This is a genomic window from Pseudochrobactrum sp. B5, assembly GCF_001939785.1.
Classification (GTDB): Bacteria; Pseudomonadota; Alphaproteobacteria; order Rhizobiales; family Rhizobiaceae; genus Pseudochrobactrum; species Pseudochrobactrum saccharolyticum.
Genome location: NZ_MOYL01000001.1, coordinates 856,569 through 873,696, shown reverse-complemented (window position 1 = coordinate 873,696; position 17,128 = coordinate 856,569). Strand labels below are relative to the sequence as shown.

12 protein-coding genes and 1 riboswitch are annotated in these 17,128 nt (G+C 50.0%); of the genes, 2 read left to right on the top strand and 10 right to left on the bottom strand.

The features are described from left to right. Nucleotides 1–48: 48 nt before the first annotated feature. The 7 genes from BKD14_RS03875 to BKD14_RS03845 form a co-directional block, all read right to left on the bottom strand. Entirely contained in the window at nt 49–3,546 is a 3,498-nt protein-coding gene (locus BKD14_RS03875) for a TonB-dependent receptor (RefSeq protein WP_075654338.1), read from the bottom strand. Between the two features lie 107 nt (nt 3,547–3,653). Further along, nucleotides 3,654–4,568 carry a FecR domain-containing protein gene (locus BKD14_RS03870; RefSeq protein ID WP_083646781.1) on the bottom strand — a complete coding sequence of 305 codons (915 nt, stop codon included), beginning with the start codon at nt 4,566–4,568 and terminating at the stop codon, nt 3,654–3,656. Between the two features lie 114 nt (nt 4,569–4,682). Continuing rightward, entirely contained in the window at nt 4,683–5,216 is a 534-nt protein-coding gene (locus BKD14_RS03865; protein WP_075654336.1) for a sigma-70 family RNA polymerase sigma factor, read from the bottom strand. 222 nt (nt 5,217–5,438) lie between these two features. Further along, the gene (locus tag BKD14_RS03860; RefSeq protein WP_022711055.1) at nt 5,439–5,939 is read right to left on the bottom strand and encodes a flavin reductase; all 501 of its coding nucleotides are present in this window, start codon (nt 5,937–5,939) and stop codon (nt 5,439–5,441) included. A 321-nt stretch (nt 5,940–6,260) separates the two neighbouring features. Beyond that, nucleotides 6,261–7,289 (bottom strand): methionine synthase, encoded by a 1,029-nt coding sequence (locus BKD14_RS03855; RefSeq protein ID WP_075654776.1) that lies wholly within the window; start codon nt 7,287–7,289, stop codon nt 6,261–6,263. Nucleotides 7,290–7,315: 26 nt separating this feature from the next. Next, a complete protein-coding gene (locus tag BKD14_RS03850; protein ID WP_075654335.1) occupies nt 7,316–8,287 on the bottom strand; it encodes a DUF1852 domain-containing protein in 972 nt (323 codons plus the stop codon). Between the two features lie 99 nt (nt 8,288–8,386). Further along, nucleotides 8,387–8,602, bottom strand: a riboswitch (cobalamin riboswitch). A gap of 299 nt (nt 8,603–8,901) precedes the next feature. After that, nucleotides 8,902–9,669: a helix-turn-helix transcriptional regulator gene (locus tag BKD14_RS03845; protein WP_075654334.1), complete on the bottom strand. Its 768-nt coding sequence runs from the start codon at nt 9,667–9,669 to the stop codon at nt 8,902–8,904. Nucleotides 9,670–9,836: 167 nt separating this feature from the next. On the opposite strand from BKD14_RS03845, the gene BKD14_RS03840 reads away from it, so the two are divergent. Together BKD14_RS03840 and BKD14_RS03835 are read left to right on the top strand one after the other, a co-directional pair. Continuing rightward, complete coding sequence (locus BKD14_RS03840; RefSeq protein WP_075654333.1) at nt 9,837–12,083, top strand: marine proteobacterial sortase target protein; 2,247 nt, start codon at nt 9,837–9,839, stop codon at nt 12,081–12,083. Continuing rightward, nucleotides 12,083–12,697: a class GN sortase gene (locus tag BKD14_RS03835; RefSeq protein ID WP_075654332.1), complete on the top strand. Its 615-nt coding sequence runs from the start codon at nt 12,083–12,085 to the stop codon at nt 12,695–12,697. Before BKD14_RS03840 ends, BKD14_RS03835 begins: the two co-directional genes overlap by 1 nt. A gap of 735 nt (nt 12,698–13,432) precedes the next feature. Here BKD14_RS03835 and BKD14_RS03830 read toward each other — a convergent pair. The 3 genes from BKD14_RS03830 to BKD14_RS03815 form a co-directional block, all read right to left on the bottom strand. Further along, complete coding sequence (locus tag BKD14_RS03830) at nt 13,433–14,791, bottom strand: HAMP domain-containing sensor histidine kinase (protein WP_175576054.1); 1,359 nt, start codon at nt 14,789–14,791, stop codon at nt 13,433–13,435. A gap of 5 nt (nt 14,792–14,796) precedes the next feature. Further along, nucleotides 14,797–15,468, bottom strand: a complete 672-nt coding sequence (locus BKD14_RS03825; RefSeq protein WP_022711047.1) for a response regulator transcription factor — start codon at nt 15,466–15,468, stop codon at nt 14,797–14,799. A 437-nt stretch (nt 15,469–15,905) separates the two neighbouring features. Beyond that, on the bottom strand, nt 15,906–16,820 hold the full coding sequence (locus BKD14_RS03815; protein WP_083646779.1) for a DUF3313 domain-containing protein: 915 nt from the start codon (nt 16,818–16,820) through the stop codon (nt 15,906–15,908). Nucleotides 16,821–17,128: the final 308 nt, after the last annotated feature.

The window sequence follows — 17,128 nt, the reverse complement described above, 5'->3', positions numbered from 1 at the left end:
TTGACGGTGAAATGCCCCAATATATCAATCTCTCTGAAAGTAGAGTGATTAGAAACGATAGTTCAAACCCACTTTGATGCTGTGGTTTTGTAATTTATTTTCGGCTTTACGACCGTCGATTTTTGCACCCGTACCACTTGAGCTGACATTATGAACTCCGTTGAAACCTGGCGGGCATGCTGCAGGTCTGTTAACCCGACCGCATCGAATACGTTCATCATAAGGGGCAACAACACCTGAAGCTGCACCATCGAAATCGAATGTTTTGGAACTAAATCTTGTGTAGTTATAATCAGCCTTTATCGACCATTTATCACTCAAAGCATATTCCATACCAGCGCCGAGTGTGAACCCGAGACGGGTTACCTCTTCCTGTTCAGAATAATTGAATTTCGTTCCTGTTCCACCCAACATAGAAGATGTTGCGCCGGTTGAAATATATTGATCCCGCGTCTGCACTTCATTCATCAGTGCTATTCCGCCCGTACCGTAAATAAACATCCTGTTGAAGGCGTAGCCAAATTTCGCCTTGGCGGAAGCCGCGACATCATACTGATAGTCCTGCACTGACTGGATGGTGCCGTCCTTATAATCTGCGGATTCAGTTGAATAGGTTGTTTGATTGCCCGAAAATGTCGGCTTTGAAATATCCGCTTCAAAACCTGCAACAAAGCCGTTTGAAAACTGGTGATTATAACCTGCCTGCAATCCAAAGGACGCACCGGAGAGATCGAGTGCGGCCGATTCATTAGCGGCATAGGCATTGGATGTGCCATTCAGGGCTGTTGTTGTGCCGCTGAGTTTCGACCAGTCCATACCAATATTTGCCCCGACAAAGAAGCCTGTCCAGTCCGTGGTCACAGCTTCTGTTTCGCTTGTTGAGGTCAAGCCTGAGAACAACGATCCGTCGCTACTATATGCCCCCTCAAGGGATGGCTTGATCGTGAGATCAAATCGGAAAGTCCGCCCAGGCGCTGGCATCAGCGAGGCACTCAGCGCATCCATATAGTAGCGGTCTGTCACATTATCGACCGAGAAACGCATATGTACGTTTTCGTTCGGCTCATAGGTTGCATAGAGATCAAGCAGCACATAGGGGTTCCAGCTGCCGGGGCGGATATTCGTTAAACCGGTTTCAACTGTACCATCACCGAGACCTTTCACCATGCGCTTTCCGACATAGGTCATACGTCCGCCAAGGGTCAGTTTGTCGTCCAGAAAACGCCCCCCTAAATGAATGGCCACAGTATCCTTTGGTGGCACTTGCTGAACAGCAAAACTATTATAGATGCCTCCCGGCGCACAGGTTGAATGGCGTGCAGACATTACCCCTTCTGGTGCACAGAACATGACATGGGTATAATGGTTCCAGGCAAGTCCCCCGAAATACTGGCCAGTGTCATATTCTCCGGACACTTCGAAACCGCGCATATCAGCGTAGTCGAGATTGATGCGTCTCAGCCCACCGGTGCCTTCTGCACGGGTGATGTAATCCTTGACATGGTTATCGAAATAAGCGGCATGTAGCCTGAGCTTATCGCCAGCGAGGAGCGCATCATCCGCCATGTAATTAACACCCAGTTCCACAGTGCGATTGCGCTCCGGACGGATAGGATTTTCATCAGGCTGAACTGTAAAGGACAGGCTGGTGAGAGATTCAAAAATACTCGGTGATCGCAGCACGCTGCCAGCCTTGGCATAGAGTTGCAGATTATCGACTGGCTCAATTTTGATTGTGCCAAGCGGCGACCAACCCGATGCTTCAGTCTCCAAGGGTGAACCAAATATCAGATCACCGGTATTGGAAAGCTTTGGCGCGCGATCAAAGGAATGAAAACGGGAGTAACGCAAACTTGGCGAGAGTGTCAGCCAATCAAGAGGCTGCCAGTCCATTGTGGCAAAACCGCTCCACTCCTCGCGGTTACCCATTCGTGGTGCGGGCGTCGTGCCAGCTGTACCGGCTGATGCAAATTCGTAGCCGCTCGGCAGGCCTACATTCTCTCTGGTGAAAGATGTGCCGTAGTTCAATGAAAAATCACCAAGGCTTGTTGCGAACAAAGACGTATTGGAAAGCGTCGCACCCCAGCGTGTCTGGCCTGTATAATAATCGACGAGCCCGATCGGGTAGCCTGAAGAATACAGAGATGAATTGATACGCAAATCCATTTTTGTGAGAAATGTATCAAGCCGCACATCAAAGAGGTCACTATCATCAGGCTTCCAGCCATAGCGGCCTGTATAGGTGTCCAGATCAATTTTATTAAGAAAGCCCTGATATGGCACACCGCCAAACAGAGATAATTGGGTTGGCATGATCTCGCCGTATTCGCTGAGATATTTAGTATAGCCAAGCTCCAGCGAATGTCCGCCATCCCAGCGAAAATTCCCTTTTAACATCCAGGATGTATTGTCTGTCGATGTATTGAGCACTTCTTCGCCAGGGCGGAATTTGCTGAGGTCGGCATCATATCCATGTGTGCCCGCGTGGTAATTTCCGGTTTTACGTCGGGCATAGGCTGCGACTATATCGAAATTTTCGGATGTTTTTGCAATGGCAACGCTGCCATTGCCTGATGTCGGGACAAATGCGCCGGGGCGATCCAAACCAGTATCATTATTGCTGCCTAGTCCCGCAGGCGAGCCGAGAGCAGGAACGCCCGAACTATTGGAAACAAAGCCTCCTTTGAGACGTGCACCAAAAGTCTCACCGGGCAGAAGAATATCCTCCGCCTTGATTGTGCTGATGCGTACCACACCACCCGTTGCGCCGGTAGCATCTGCACCGTTGCTTGGCCCTTTTTCAATAGCCATGCCACCAATGAAATCAGGATCAATATAAGAGCGTGATTGCGATCCGTTATAACCGCGATACACAGACACTTCCTGCGAAGCGCCATCCACGATGACCGGCACACGCCCTTGCCCCTGCATACCGCGGATATTGACATCAACTCCACCGGAGTTGCGCGATTCTCCGTTCAAAACGCCCGGAATGCCTGAGAAAATATCCCCCGGTGATGTGCCACGCCGCGCTTCGATCTCATCAGCGGATATATAGGCGCTTGATCCTGGCGTTTGATATGGTGCGTCCGCAGCGCTTATACCGGTTCCGCCCGAAATTGTAATTGTATCAAGGAGAACAGTACCTTCATCGACAGCGCCGAGACGATTACCGGACGTTTGAGCCGGATTGATTATCAGTGCGGTTGAAGCGCCGCTGAACCGATAGGTCAGATTTGTTCCTTCAAGAAGTTGCCCCAGTCCGCTGGCCGCTGAATATGTGCCCTGCAAGGTGTTTGAACGGATGTTTGATGGTAACGCTCCATCAAAGGCAATATCTACGCCGGTGACCGCAGAAAAACGGACTAACGCCTGTGCCAATGGCTGAGGCGGCATGGAGAAACTGTAAGGCGTTGTCGCCTGAGCAAAAGCATCTGTCGCCCCATATGGTACCAATGCAAGATATAATGCCGATGCGAGCAGTGTGGTTTTGAAGACCTGCTGGATTTTCGAACCGGATCCGGTTCGTGTTACTAATGCCAGCATAAACGTCTCCTTCAAAAGATTTCGGCCATATTAAAAGGCGCCTCTATCTATAAGGACGAAGAGCTGGCCGAAAAATCCCGGTCAAAAAATGGAAAAAATAAAATAATTTAAAGCGGACGAATAAGGGTGAGTAATGGCGTCCAGTTTTCGACGCGGACCGGCAGTGCCTCGGCGAGTTTTTGCGTGAGTTGATCCGTTCTTTCAATATTGATGATCAGAGTTACCGGTCTTTGTGCTAATGCAGCATCGGTGACGATGATTTTTCCGCGCTGCCATTGTTCCAGCTCTTTGACAACCTCGCCAAGCGGACGGGAAATAAAGACAAGACGACCATCAAGCCACGACAGCCTCGTATCAAGCTCAGCTGGTTCCGGAATGCTGAGATTATTCCCGCGACTTCGCACCGCATAACGCTCTTCGACCTCTACGGACTGCGATGAGGTCTCCACTCTGACCGAGTGTTCCGTGACGACAACACTTACGCCTTCATCTTCGTGGCGAACGGAAAAAGCAGTGCCAAGCGCTGTGGTGTTCACATGCATCGCGCTGACCGTAAAGGGACGTGTATTATCCGGAGCAACGTCGAAAAACGCCTCGCCGGCGATAAGTTTCACCAGACGCTTCTGCTCTGTGAAATGAACTGAAACCGAACTCGCTGACGACAATCGCAACTTCGATCCGTCAGGCAAAACCGCGGCTTCCACCTTACCGGTTGCACTATAATAATCGGGCCGGTTTACACTGAATTGATAATACCCACCGCCTGCTAAAAGCAATGCGAGGCCTGTAGCGCCACCCTTCAACAGTTTTCTCCGGGAAAGCTGCGTTTGTGACAGATCCGGCACCATGCCTGCACCGCTCCATAACTGTTCAAGCCGGGAGTATGCTTGCGCATGGCGGCTATCAGTCTCCAGCCAGACTCTGAAACCTGCCAGTTCAGCCTCTTCAACATGTTCTTCCAGAAGCAATGCAAACCAATGTGCCGCTTGATTGGAAATATTCTCTTCTTCTGATTTAGACACAATTCACTTCCGGCAGATAAATATCAGAGCGATGAGCAGACCCCGCTTAACGTGGACGCATCCTGAAAATATGAAGCGGTTTTCCGGCAAGAGACACGAAGCAAAAAACGCCGGTCAGTAACGATCAAAAGATGATTTTTCAGTCTGCAAATTTTTAAGCGCTGTCACCATGTGATTGAATGCTGTTTTAGGTGAGATACCAAGCTGCACACCGATCTGAGCATATGTCATGCCCTCGATACGATACAAAATAAAGACCTGCTGTGCACGCGGCGGCATGTTCGCGATAATCTTCTGCAATCGCAGGAGCTCTTCACGAGAAATGAGATGCTGTTCGGCAGATGGCGCATTATCCTGAACCCACTCAAGCTCTTGCACATCGACAATGACGGGAGCGAGTTGAAGTCGTCTGCGATAATCAAATGCAATATTCCGGCCGGTGCGTATAAAGTAGCCTTTGAGATCTTTGACATCACCAAGAATGCCTTTTCGCTCCCACAATCTGACGAAAGTGTCCTGCACAAGATCCTGTGTTTCCACACGGTCTTTAAGGCAGCCGTCAATGACCTTTGTCAGCCTTGTTCGTACGGAGAAAAATACCTCAACGAAATACGACCCATCCTTCTTATTATGATCGACGGTTTGCAAGCGAGACTCTCTGAGGCAGATGGGCTTCAATTAATTGTTGAGTTATATAATCATGTTTCTTCGGAAATTAAAGCCGTTTTCTGCTATTCGAAAAGTTTAATCACGAGCAGGAGTTATAAAGCACGGATATTTCGGCTTAACCGCTGCCTTAGGGATACCCGACATTCATACATCTTCGAAGCGGCGGGCGCCAAGTGACGGATACAGTGCCGAGACGGTTCTTTAGCCCCCGAAATAGCGTCGTCTGCAGTAGAATAAAGTTGCCTTTTCGTCGTTCTCACGAATATTGATGACCCGCCCGAAGAAGACGCGGTGCGTCGCCTGTTCAATGGCATTGGTGAGCTCGCACTCGAAACTTACCGATGCGTCGGCCAGTACCGGCACACCCGTGAGACCTTTTTCCCATTCGCCAAACACAAACCGATCCGCAACTGGTGTCTTGCCGCCAAAGACATCCGAGATCTCCTCCTGACCCGGCGTCAACGTGTTCACGCAGAAATGGCGCGCGTTGTCAAAAGCCGGAAAACACGAGCTTGTCCGATTGATGCAGACAAGAAGCGTGGCCGGTGTATCGCTGACGCTGCAGACCGCCGAGGCGGTAAAACCGTAGCGCTTGCCGCCAAAAACAGTGGTGACGACGCTTACGGCTGAGCCGAGCCGCGACATGCCATTGCGGAATGCCGCCCTGTCCACGATTTCCAGAGGTTGATCAAATATATCCATTCGGTCCCCATATCGGGTTGAAGTGTGGGAGATGGCCGCTAGAGCGGTTTACGTCCGGATTGGATCATAGCGCTCGCTCTAGATTCTTTATTTGGTCGCATTATAACGGGCGTCAAGTTGATCCAACTTGACTGTGAAATGCTCTAACGGCCAATTCCGGAGTGCGGATTTCGTGAAACCGCGTATTTGTTACTGAACGCGAGACATTGCTTGCAGCACTAGAGCGCTGTGTGCCAGACTTGGCACACAAAACTCGCTCTAACACTTTAAAATGAGAGCATAATTTTACCTTAAACTGCTCCAGGTTTAAGGAATTATGCTCTAGGCAGTGAGTTCTCTGCGGACGATTTCTGCCCCCGCGCTCAAGGCCTGAAGCTTACCCATAGCGATGGGCCGGGAGAGTGGAGCCATCCCGCAATTGGTGCACGGATAAAGCTTGTCAGCATCAACAAATTGAAGCGCTTTTCGAAGCGTTTGAGCAACTTCCTCAGGCGTCTCAATGGTATTGGATGCCACGTCGATGGCGCCGACCATCACCTTCTTGCCGCGGATAAGCTCAATCAGATCCATCGGGACGTGGGAGTTTTTACATTCCAGCGAGATCATGCCGATGCTGGATTGCTGCAGCTTGGGGAATGATTCCTCGTATTGCCGCCACTCTGACCCAAGCGTGCTCTTCCAATCCGTATTGGCTTTAATGCCGTAGCCGTAGCAAATATGCACGGCAGTCTCACATTTGAGACCTTCGATTGCGCGCTCCAGCGTAGCGACGCCCCAGTCATTCACCTCATCAAAGAAGACGTTAAAGGCAGGCTCGTCGAACTGAATGATGTCGACACCAGCAGCCTCCAGCTCTCTGGCTTCCTCATTAAGGATTTTGGCGAATTCCCAAGCCAGCTTTTCGCGGCTCTTGTAGTGGGCATCATAGAGAGTATCGATCATGGTCATGGGACCCGGCAGGGCCCATTTGATCGGCTGTGTGGTATGCTGACGCAAAAATCTGGCGTCCTCGACGAAAACCGGTTTCTGGCGCGACACAGCCCCGACGACAGTCGGTACGCTCGCATCGTAGCGATTGCGGATTCGCACGGTCTCGCGCTTCTCGAAATCCACGCCTTCGAGATGTTCGATGAAAGTCGTCACGAAATGCTGACGTGTCTGTTCACCATCGCTGACGATATCAATACCTGCATGTTGCTGGTCGGCCAGTGACAGCCGCAAGGCATCCCGCTTGCCTTCCAGTAATTCCTCGTTCTGCAGTTTCCATGGCGACCAGAGTTTTTCAGGCTGGGCTAGCCAGGAGGGTTTAGGCAGGCTGCCTGCGGTCGATGTAGGGAGAAGTGTTTTCAAGATAGGTGACCTCTGTTTCGTTGCAGTCAGGCGACGTCGTAAGCGGACCATTGGTCGAGAACGGTCCGGTATGGCTTGATGAAATTTTCCTCGGTGAATTTGCCCTGCTCCACAGCCAACCGGCTGCGCTCTTCACGATCGTAGACAATGCGTGTCAGCGAATAATCCCCGTGCTTCAAATTCGGCCGGTAAACCGCGCCTGCAGCAGCGTTGGCATTGTAGATTTCAGGCCGATAAATTCTCTGAAACGTCTCCATCGTACTGATGGTGCTGATCAGCTCGAGATTGGAATAATCGCCAAGCAGGTCACCGATAAAATAGAAAGCCAAAGGCGCAACGCTGCCTGCCGGCATGAAATAGCGAACCTGCATCCCCATTTTTGCGAAATACTGATCTGTCGATGAGGATTCATTCTGCCGGTATTCGGTGCCCATTATGGGATGATGATTGTCAGTGCGGTGGTAGGTCTTGCTGGTCGAGGCACTGATGCAAATGACGGGCGCTTTGCCGAAGTGGGATGCATATGTCTCTGAGCGCAGGAAAGATTTGAAAAGTTTTCCATGCAGATCGCCGAAATTGGCCGGAATGCTGAATATGGGCTGGTTCTGATTGTGCTCGGGAAGAACAATACTGAAGTCGTAATCACGCACATAGGACGAGAAGTTGTTTCCAACGATACCGTCGATGCGCTCATTGGTTTTCTGGTCGACAATGGTTGTCTTGAGGATTTCAATCAGCGGGAATTCATCGCCAGCAATCCCCAACGTGACGGAAATAATGTCCAGCTCGACCGAATAGCGATCGCCTTTGGGGTTATCCCAATGCGCCAAAGCATTGAACCGGTTGTCGATCATCCGCAAGGTGTTGCAGAGGTTCTCACGACGACGATCGCCTCTGGCCAGATTGGCAAAATTGGTGGTGATGCGCGTGTTTTCCGAGGGAAGATAATCCTCGTTAAACGGAACGCTCTTGATAGCGAAATTGAAGTTCTGCGACATATTCTGCCCCAATGGAGTTGGGGGGCATGGGTCTGCGGACACATAGCAGTACAGGCCGCGATGCGGCCTCCGCTACGGCACACTGGGACACCCCGCCCGTGGACGTTCTTTCGCCAAGGCAGGTCTCCTGGCTCACGGGTCATCGCTTCCGTCCGTCTTCCCGGGTTAAATCCCAGTGACATGCTGGACGTCAGCTCGCCGCTTACAGTTGCGGGGGCAGCGCCGGCTTTTCCGCATAATACGGAGCACCGGCTTCCCTCTTAGCTCCGGCACGCTGCAGGCAACGACCGGAGAACCTAGGCAACTCTACCTAGCTGCAATCGCAACGAAGTGTCAAGCGCATATAAAGATATTTTTATATCTCCAAGTCTCAAAGTGTGGACACACCTGCGCGAGCGAAGAAAATTCAGGACTGAACCATTGCAAGCTAAAACGACGTCAGGAGAAAAGCAGACAGCCCGCACATAAGCAGCACCAGATTGGCAATGCCTTATGATAGCCGCAGCCGCTATCCACCCGATGCAATGACTCAGGCTGTTTTGCTGTAATACCGATTTCCGCTGCGATTGATTTGGTCGTACAAAATGAGAGGGATAGATTATCCTTAGCCCCGATTATGACGGCATCACAAAACTTGCATAGCCATCGCCAAGCGTCTTGTTAAGGAAACGCGCATATTGATCATAGACATGATCTGCGGTTGTAATTCGTCCAAAAACCGGCGCTTCAAAAACTCTTATCGGGATGAGTGCCAGAGGCACGGATACCGGCGTCAATTGTGCGCCCTGTCCTGCGCGCAATGTTGTGAGAATACCATACATTTCACCCGCGATACTCGGGCGCGAAAGCACCGCCATGCGGTATTGTCCGGACGTATTGGTCACAAGATAAACATGGCCTGAGAGATGCGGAACGGAGACACATCCATGCTGCGAAAATGACGCGTCGGTACGCTCGCGTTCTTCAAATTTCAGATGTGTGTTTCCGGCATCCCAGACGATGTCCGTGCAATAAGCAAAAATATCGCTGCTATTGCCAAAAGAAGGACGAAGCGTGAGAAATGTTCCCTCTAACCACGAAACGGCAGCGCGTGAATAGGCACCAAGTTCTTCCGCCGCATGTCCGTTGGCAGCAGCAGGCTTTGGCTTTTCTGTTTCCGCCTGATCGCGCAGTTCAAATCCCATCGCCTGCTCAAGCCGGATGATCGTCGCAAGCGTGAAAGGCCTGTGCCCTGAGAGCGCTTTTTCAAGTGTAGAGAGGCTGATACGTGCTTCATCAGCCAGATGCTGGCGCGAAATCCTGCGACGCGCGATCTCCTCACGCACACGTTCAGCAACGCGGAGATTCAATTGATCGGACAAAACCGCATCGTGCTGAGACATGAGAACTTCCTGAATCCGTACTTTCCTTCACAATTCCACACATAGGCGGAGCCTGCAAGGTGGCTTGCGGCAAAGTACGGACAAAACTTGGCAAAGCTTACGCTGGTGAGGAAACAGCACTCCGGCGCAAATTGTCTCCAGTTATCCGACAGATACAGGAGCTTATAATGTCGCCTGCCATCAGACACTCTCACAACAACGCAAGGGCAATCAGCCTGTCTCAGTTCTGCAAATTCATCTGGTTTGTGAATATGCTGTTACTGCCAATCCTGGCCGTTGTTCTTTCGCTTCTCAACGTAGCTTCCGCCCGTGCTGAACAGCCAGCCTATGTAACACCGAATGCGGTGCAAAGCGGCAGCCTGCTGCTGCAAAGCGGTGAAGCCGGCCAATATATCGAAGCACCACGACTTGCCAGTGATTTCAACATTGATGTCAGTGGCCCCACCGCCCGCGCCCGTCTCAGTCAGGTTTTTGAAAATCCGACCAATGGCTGGGTTGAAGGGCTTTATGTCTTTCCTCTGCCTGAAGACAGTGCTGTCTACTCCCTGAAGATGATTGTCGGCGACAGGGTTATTGTTGCCGACATCAAGGAAAAACAAGCCGCGCGCGAAATCTATGAGAAGGCGAAAAGCGAAGGCAAGAAGGCTGCTCTTATCGAGCAACAGCGCCCCAACATCTTCACCAATGCGGTTGCCAATCTTGGTCCGAATGAAAAACTTGTCATTCAGATCGAATATCAGCAGGCCGTTCGCCTGAGCGATAATCGCTTTTCTCTGCGTGTGCCGCTTGTTGTTGCACCGCGCTATAATCCTGAAAACAGAGATCCGATTGTTGAAACCGCAGATATTCAGGGCGGTTGGGGGCAGCAGAAAACAAAACCAGCGCAAGGTTCAGACAACGGAGCCATTGAAACACCCCTGATTATGCCGGATGAAGACCGCATTAATCCGGTGACAATCACTATCAATCTCAAAGCCGGTTTCCCCGCCGCCAATATTAAGAGTCTTAATCATCCTGTTAAGATCGATCAGCAAGGCGAACTGGCATCAAAAATTACTCTGGATGGCAAGGCCACAGCCGATCGTGATTTCGTTCTCGAATGGCAGGCTGCTGAATCCGAAATGCCTACTGTCGGCTTGTTTCGTGAACATGTTGGCAATGACAATTATCTGCTGGCCTACATAACCCCGCCGCGCATCAAAAGCCCTGTGAATGAAACACGGGAAATCATCTTTGTTATCGACAATTCCGGCTCGATGGGTGGCACTTCGATCAAGCAAGCCAAAGCCAGTCTCGATTATGCCCTCTCCCGCCTGAAACCTACTGATCGTTTCAACGTCATCCGTTTTGATGACACGCTGACCAAGTTTTTCGATGACTCTGTCCCTGCCACAGCACTCAATATTACCAATGCACGCGACTATGTCTCTGCACTTGAAGCGGTTGGCGGCACAGAAATGCTGCCTGCTTTGCACGCCGCACTTGATGACAGCCACCAAAAGGATGGCTTGCGCCAGATCGTGTTTCTGACCGATGGCGAGATCAGCAATGAACGACAAATGCTTGATGTCATCGCATCCCGCCGCGACCGCTCCCGTCTCTTTATGGTTGGCATCGGCTCGGCACCCAACACCTATCTGATGAACAAAGCATCTGAACTTGGCCGTGGCACCTTCACACATATCGGCGCGGTAGAAGAAGTCGACCAGCGCATGCGCGAACTGTTTGATAAACTCGAAAGTCCGGTTGTCACCAATGTAAAAACCAGTTTCTCACAGGAGGGCATCAGCCTGACACCGGGTCTGCTTCCTGATCTTTATCAGGGTGAACCATTGGTGCTCGCTGCACGTACCAAACAGGTCAGCGGTACGATGACGGTTGAAGGTACAGTCGGAAACCGTCCATGGACAGTGACCCTGCCGCTTGATGCAGCCAGTCCGGCGGAAGGTATTTCCAAGATCTGGGCACGTCGCAAGATCGACGATGCTGAAGTGGACATGAAGCTCGGCAAGATCACTGAGCTGGCAGCCGATACGCGTATCCTCAGCCTCGCATTAGAGCATCATCTGGTAACACGTCTCACAAGTCTTGTTGCCGTCGATCAGACACCGAGCCGCCCAGCAAACACCCCGCTCACCCGCGCCGACATTCCTTTGCAGCTTCCGGCCGGTTGGGACTTTGAGACACTGTTCGGTGTTCGTGCAGACCGTAGCGTGCTTGATCATGCCGATGCAGGCAAGGAGCAGATATTGGCTCGAGGCAAAAACCGTGCTGCCGCACCGAATATTCCGGCACCCGCCATGTCACTGCCGCAAACCGCAACGCCGGCAATGCTGATTATGCTTCAAGGATTAGGCATTATGTTTATCGGGTTTCTCATCTTCTGGGTGTCACGTCGCAAGGAGAATGCATGATGGGTATTCTTGTTGCAGAAGATACAAAGGCAAAGGAGCGCACTTTGGTGCGCTCCCCTCTCATCTTGCTGTCGATTGTGGTGATGGCCTGCGGCCTTATTCTTCTCAGTCAGGGGCTGTGGATCCATGCAAAAGCCTATGCAGCTCAATTCCTGCTTGAGCGTGCCTTCACCCAGAGTATTGCAACAGGTGAAAAGGTTAAACCGTGGGCATGGGCGGATACATGGCCGGTAGCGCGTATCGAAGCGCCGCGTCTGGCTGCATCAGCAATCGCTCTCAATGGCGCAAGCGGACAAGCTCTGGCTTTTGGGCCCGGCCATCTCCAGAACACACCCAAAGCCGGTGAGACAGGAACGGCAGTTTATGCCGCCCACCGCGACACGCATTTTGCTTTTCTTAAAGATATTGAGAAAGGCGATCTTATTCGCATTACCCGCGATGACGGCAAAACCTATACCTATCGTGCCACGCAAATGAGTGTTGCGCGTTGGAATGAGGCGCAGATCGATATTCACGCAGCGGGTTCTCAGTTGGTTCTTGCAACCTGCTATCCCTTTGATGCGGTTACCCAAGGGCCGTTTCGTTATCTCGTTTATGCCACTTCAATCCAGTGATTTGAAATTGCTGCAGACAAGCAATTTTCATGAGGATACCGCACAAGCTTAACATTTATGTTTTTTGAATGAACGATGGGATCTGTTCACAGCACAACAATGTTCCGTCATTTCAACAAGTTATAATTATCCTGAGACTTCGGCACGCTAAGGCATCAACCATCTGATCGGATATTGTCGGCGCCGGTCAGGCAAAAATCGACTGGGATGTCGCCGGGTACAGAAATGGGAAACCTCTCCCGCTTTCTCCGGCAATTTAGCTCTTGGAGCATAATAAACCTAATCTGCCCTTCCTTCTCCCCCCCCCATATTTCTGTCGATCACAACCGCTTGTTTCAAGTTCAAGAGCTGGTTTTAAAGAGGTAATGTTGCCGTAACAGTCGAATTCTAAACATCACTCCAATTCGATACTTCACCTAAAAGCAGGTGACATAGAGATGGAGATGTTCTTTGAAAAGAAAACTATCAAGAAATTTTTCTGAAAAACCATTCGAAATTTTCGTAATATTCATCGGAATTTGCTTTGCAAATATTGTAAACAATCACAAGATTTCCACACCATCATACGAAATCACAGACAAATCCATTTCAAAAAATGGACTAAATCTATGATTTATAAAAAAATCAGATCCGCAATAAATTTTATGCTTTTAACGATCATACCCGTATCTTTACTATGGGGCCCAATCGCCATAGCTATAATATCGAGAATAAATTCACTTTGATATTGATCGCTTAACCTGCGGGGAAGGTCAAACTCACGACCAATCCCCGACCATCCACATCGGATAATGCCACCGATCCATTATGGGCGCTCATAATCTGGGACACAATTGCAAGTCCCATCCCCGCCCCTTCAACCGCAGTACCCGCCCCTCTCACAAAAGGCTTCAGCATACTGCTCCGCTCTGCATCGGGAATACCCGGCCCCCTGTCAGTAACGCGCAATATGCAAGGATGAAGCACTTCGATCACCAGCATTTCTGTTCCTTGCGCATGGCACAGCGCATTCATGATTAAATTATCCAGCGCCACCCGAAGCGCCGCCTCTGAGCCCGAAATGATTATCCGTTCTTCAGGTGCTTTGAACTCAATCTCCACGCCCTGCCTGAGAGCAGCCGGAACATGTTCAGCAACAATTTGACGGGCTGCATGCGCGAGATCAACCGGAGCAAATGCCAGTGACTGGCCGGACAACCGCGCCAGTTGCAAAGAAGTCGTCACGATTGAAGCCAGACGCGCCGTATCCCGTATCAGAACTTCGCGTATTGCCGGCTCTTCTATCTTTTCCAGTTTTATTCTCAGCTTGGTCAACGGCGTTCGCAACTCATGCGATGCACTGGCAAGAAAAAAACGCTGCGCTTCAAACGCATCATCAATACGCGACAGAGCCGTATTAAATGCAGCAACCATCGGCTTTAATTCCGAGGGAGTATCACGATCTGAAATACTGCGGCCATTGGGCAGACCGTCAATCTTTTCCGCAGAGTTTACAACCCTTCTTACAGGTGATGCGATAACACGCTTAACCGCTATCGCCGCAATCGTCGCCGTAGCGACCAGCACAACCCCAAGCAAATGATACAAGCCCTGAGAGCCTATCCCCCATAATGCAACGAAAATTGTTTGCACTCCGGTAAATGAAACACCGCCCAGCACAACAAATGCCTGAGGATTGGCGTCATCAACAAGGCGCAGGCCTTGATAGGTTACTTCACCCGTTGTGTAATGAAACTGAAATGAAGATATTTGATCAGAAACTGTATTAAGTGCCTTCTGAACAGACGGGGGTACAACCCCATGGGTTATCGTCTGAGTTCCGTCACTCAGCAAATACCAAAAATCCGGTTGCTGCTCTGCAGAACCAATAATATCGGCAGATATGCCGCCAATATTAAGTTTTAACTGACCTGAGGGCGTATAGGACTTACTGGACTGCAGTAGTTTTCCCAGAATATCCAGCGGTACAGTTTGCCGCCCCTCCGTGTCCGAAGATAACAATAAAAACGTGAGTGTTAATATTGTACTGATTGTCATCATCAGCGCCATGCCAATAACAAGCATAACGACAACCGGAAAAGCGATGGAGCGCATGAATTTCATTCCTGCACCATCATGTAACCTATACCGCGTATAGTGCGTATTGTTACGTTGCACTTGGCCTCCCGCAGACGCCGCCGCAGTCTCGACACATGGGAATCTATGACATTAGAGCCCAGTTCATCATCAAGGCCATAAACGGATGCTTCCAGATTATCACGCTGGACAACACGCCCCGCCCGTCTGATGAGCGCCTCTAAAATAGCAAGCTCACGTCTTGGCGTATTCATAATACTCCCCTCAACCATAGCGGAACGGTTGATAAGATCGAATGATAAATTGCCGAACTGCGTGCATCCGGTCTCATCCAGATTATATCTGCGAAGCACAGCCCGCGCTCTTGCAATAAGCTCCATTGGTTCAAATGGTTTACTGATATATTCATCCGCACCTTTATCCAGTGCCGCAACAATATCAGCCGGATCATCTAATGCTGTTAATATCAGGGTAGCTGGTCGCGGCCGAAGCTGCCGTAAAGTGGGCAGCAGAGACAGACCGTCACCATCCAGAAGATGACGGTCGATAATTGCCAGATCAAATTTGAAAGCAAGCAAAGCAGATTCTGCATCTGCAACGGTGTCAAATGTGTCCGCAACACCAATGGATGCCTCCATCATAGCCTTCAGCGAAGCCGCCAATTCACGATCATCTTCTACTATCAGAATATGCATGAGCCGCCATTGATATGATCAGAGTCAAATTGATTGCACATTGCGAACACCAAAGCTTTTAGCATGTTTTCAGGGCCGCTTAGCTGACCACATTAAAACGTGTCAGTAAAAACGGACAACCGGAACTAGAGAAGATCCCCGCGGGAAACACCATATGCCGGAGGCGGATATGCCCTTCTCAAATGGTCTTTGTCGGACATATCCAGGCGCTGCACACATTGCGCATAGGCATCTGTTCCGGGAAGAAATCCGTATTCGTTACAACGGCCTCTATAGTCTGTTGTCTCGCAGCCCATCAGCGCCATCAGGAGACCTATCGCAAAATAATTACGCATAATATCCTCAATAAGTTTATATATGTCAGCATATGACCAATCCGGCCTGAACATTACGGCAACGTTACGTGGCAGATGCCAAGCTATAAATAGTCATGCCGGTCAGGGAGTTGTTTGCGCAGACAGGCTGCTTTGTTTTGGCGCAGAGAGGGATTTAGAGCCTTTATCCGTCCATGACGGAGGCGCTCCCAATGAAGCGCCGATCGCCCCCCAAACACCCGGCTGACGACCGAAATTTTCACAAAGAACCGATCCCGGCCTTCCGCCCAGTTTTGTGCGAATTTCATATCCGGACGGCAAACGAAGGTCAAAATTACCCGGCTCTTTACCCTCGATAATCAGTCTGGAAAATTCAGAACCAAAAGCCGCAGCCAAATCATAGGCATCCCCCACCTGCGACACACGCGCCTCACTGGTGAATGAGTTTGCCCCCTTCGACCAGACGATTGCCGCAACCTGAGCCCCTTGCGGATCCGTAGCCTCTGCTTCAACAGCCAGTCCGCCCAGCCCGAACGGCAATCGCGGAACCCCTACAGGTAAGGCAATGGCTGTACCGATAGAAATCGCCTTTGCAGCGCCCGCAATACCAGACTTTGTAGGCACAACATCGGTAATAACGGTACGGATTGTGAGATCAGCCGGCTCACCGGTAGGAACAATTTTATATTTTTCACTCAGAGTGTAGCAAACAGCGCGATCGATCGCATTTGCCAGCAGGGTTCTGTCCTGTACTTTATCAACGCGCCGTTCAGCAGAATTTATAAAGGACGTCGGAAATATACTTACGGTTCTTACTTTTTTTAACACACCAAAATTCAAGTAAAGTTTTTTCTTGGCAAACTTTCCTTTCGGCTCACTTAAATTACTATAGGAAGTAAGAGTACCCCCCTCTTTTAAGGGAACACTCGCACAACCACTTAACAGGACAATAATCGGAAAATATTTTATCAGGTTTGATGTATTTTTTTGTAACGCCCAAGTTATTGTTTTTCCGAAATTTATTTTGTTGCTCCGCACGACCGGTAACCCCGCTTTTAAACAGCAATTCGGGGAGCAACCTGACCTTTGTACCTTGCGGCAACATTACGCAAATTATAACAATGAATTTTCTTTGAGTGATTTCATTACAAATATCGTAATATTACGGTAATATCCCGATGTTTTTTTTCAGAAAAATTGAACAGGTGCACAATGTACATAGCTCTTATGCTAATTATTCTTACAGTATATTTAATAATTCTGACCGGAATATTGTTAATAGCAATTTGAAAATCCCCGAACAATAAACAGTTTATCCTCAATTTGCTTAAAGATCTGCGCATTGC

Bases quoted from the DNA above. Each gene is read 5' to 3' on its own strand.
- BKD14_RS03875 (WP_075654338.1), bottom strand. From the start codon at position 3,546: ATGCTGGCATTAGTAACACGAACCGGATCCGGTTCGAAAATCCAGCAG.
- BKD14_RS03860 (WP_022711055.1), bottom strand. From the start codon at position 5,939: ATGGATATATTTGATCAACCTCTGGAAATCGTGGACAGGGCGGCATTC.
- BKD14_RS03850 (WP_075654335.1), bottom strand. From the start codon at position 8,287: ATGTCGCAGAACTTCAATTTCGCTATCAAGAGCGTTCCGTTTAACGAG.
- BKD14_RS03845 (WP_075654334.1), bottom strand. From the start codon at position 9,669: ATGTCTCAGCACGATGCGGTTTTGTCCGATCAATTGAATCTCCGCGTT.
- BKD14_RS03840 (WP_075654333.1), top strand. From the start codon at position 9,837: ATGTCGCCTGCCATCAGACACTCTCACAACAACGCAAGGGCAATCAGC.
- BKD14_RS03835 (WP_075654332.1), top strand. From the start codon at position 12,083: ATGGGTATTCTTGTTGCAGAAGATACAAAGGCAAAGGAGCGCACTTTG.
- BKD14_RS03830 (WP_175576054.1), bottom strand. From the start codon at position 14,791: ATGCGCTCCATCGCTTTTCCGGTTGTCGTTATGCTTGTTATTGGCATG.
- BKD14_RS03825 (WP_022711047.1), bottom strand. From the start codon at position 15,468: ATGCATATTCTGATAGTAGAAGATGATCGTGAATTGGCGGCTTCGCTG.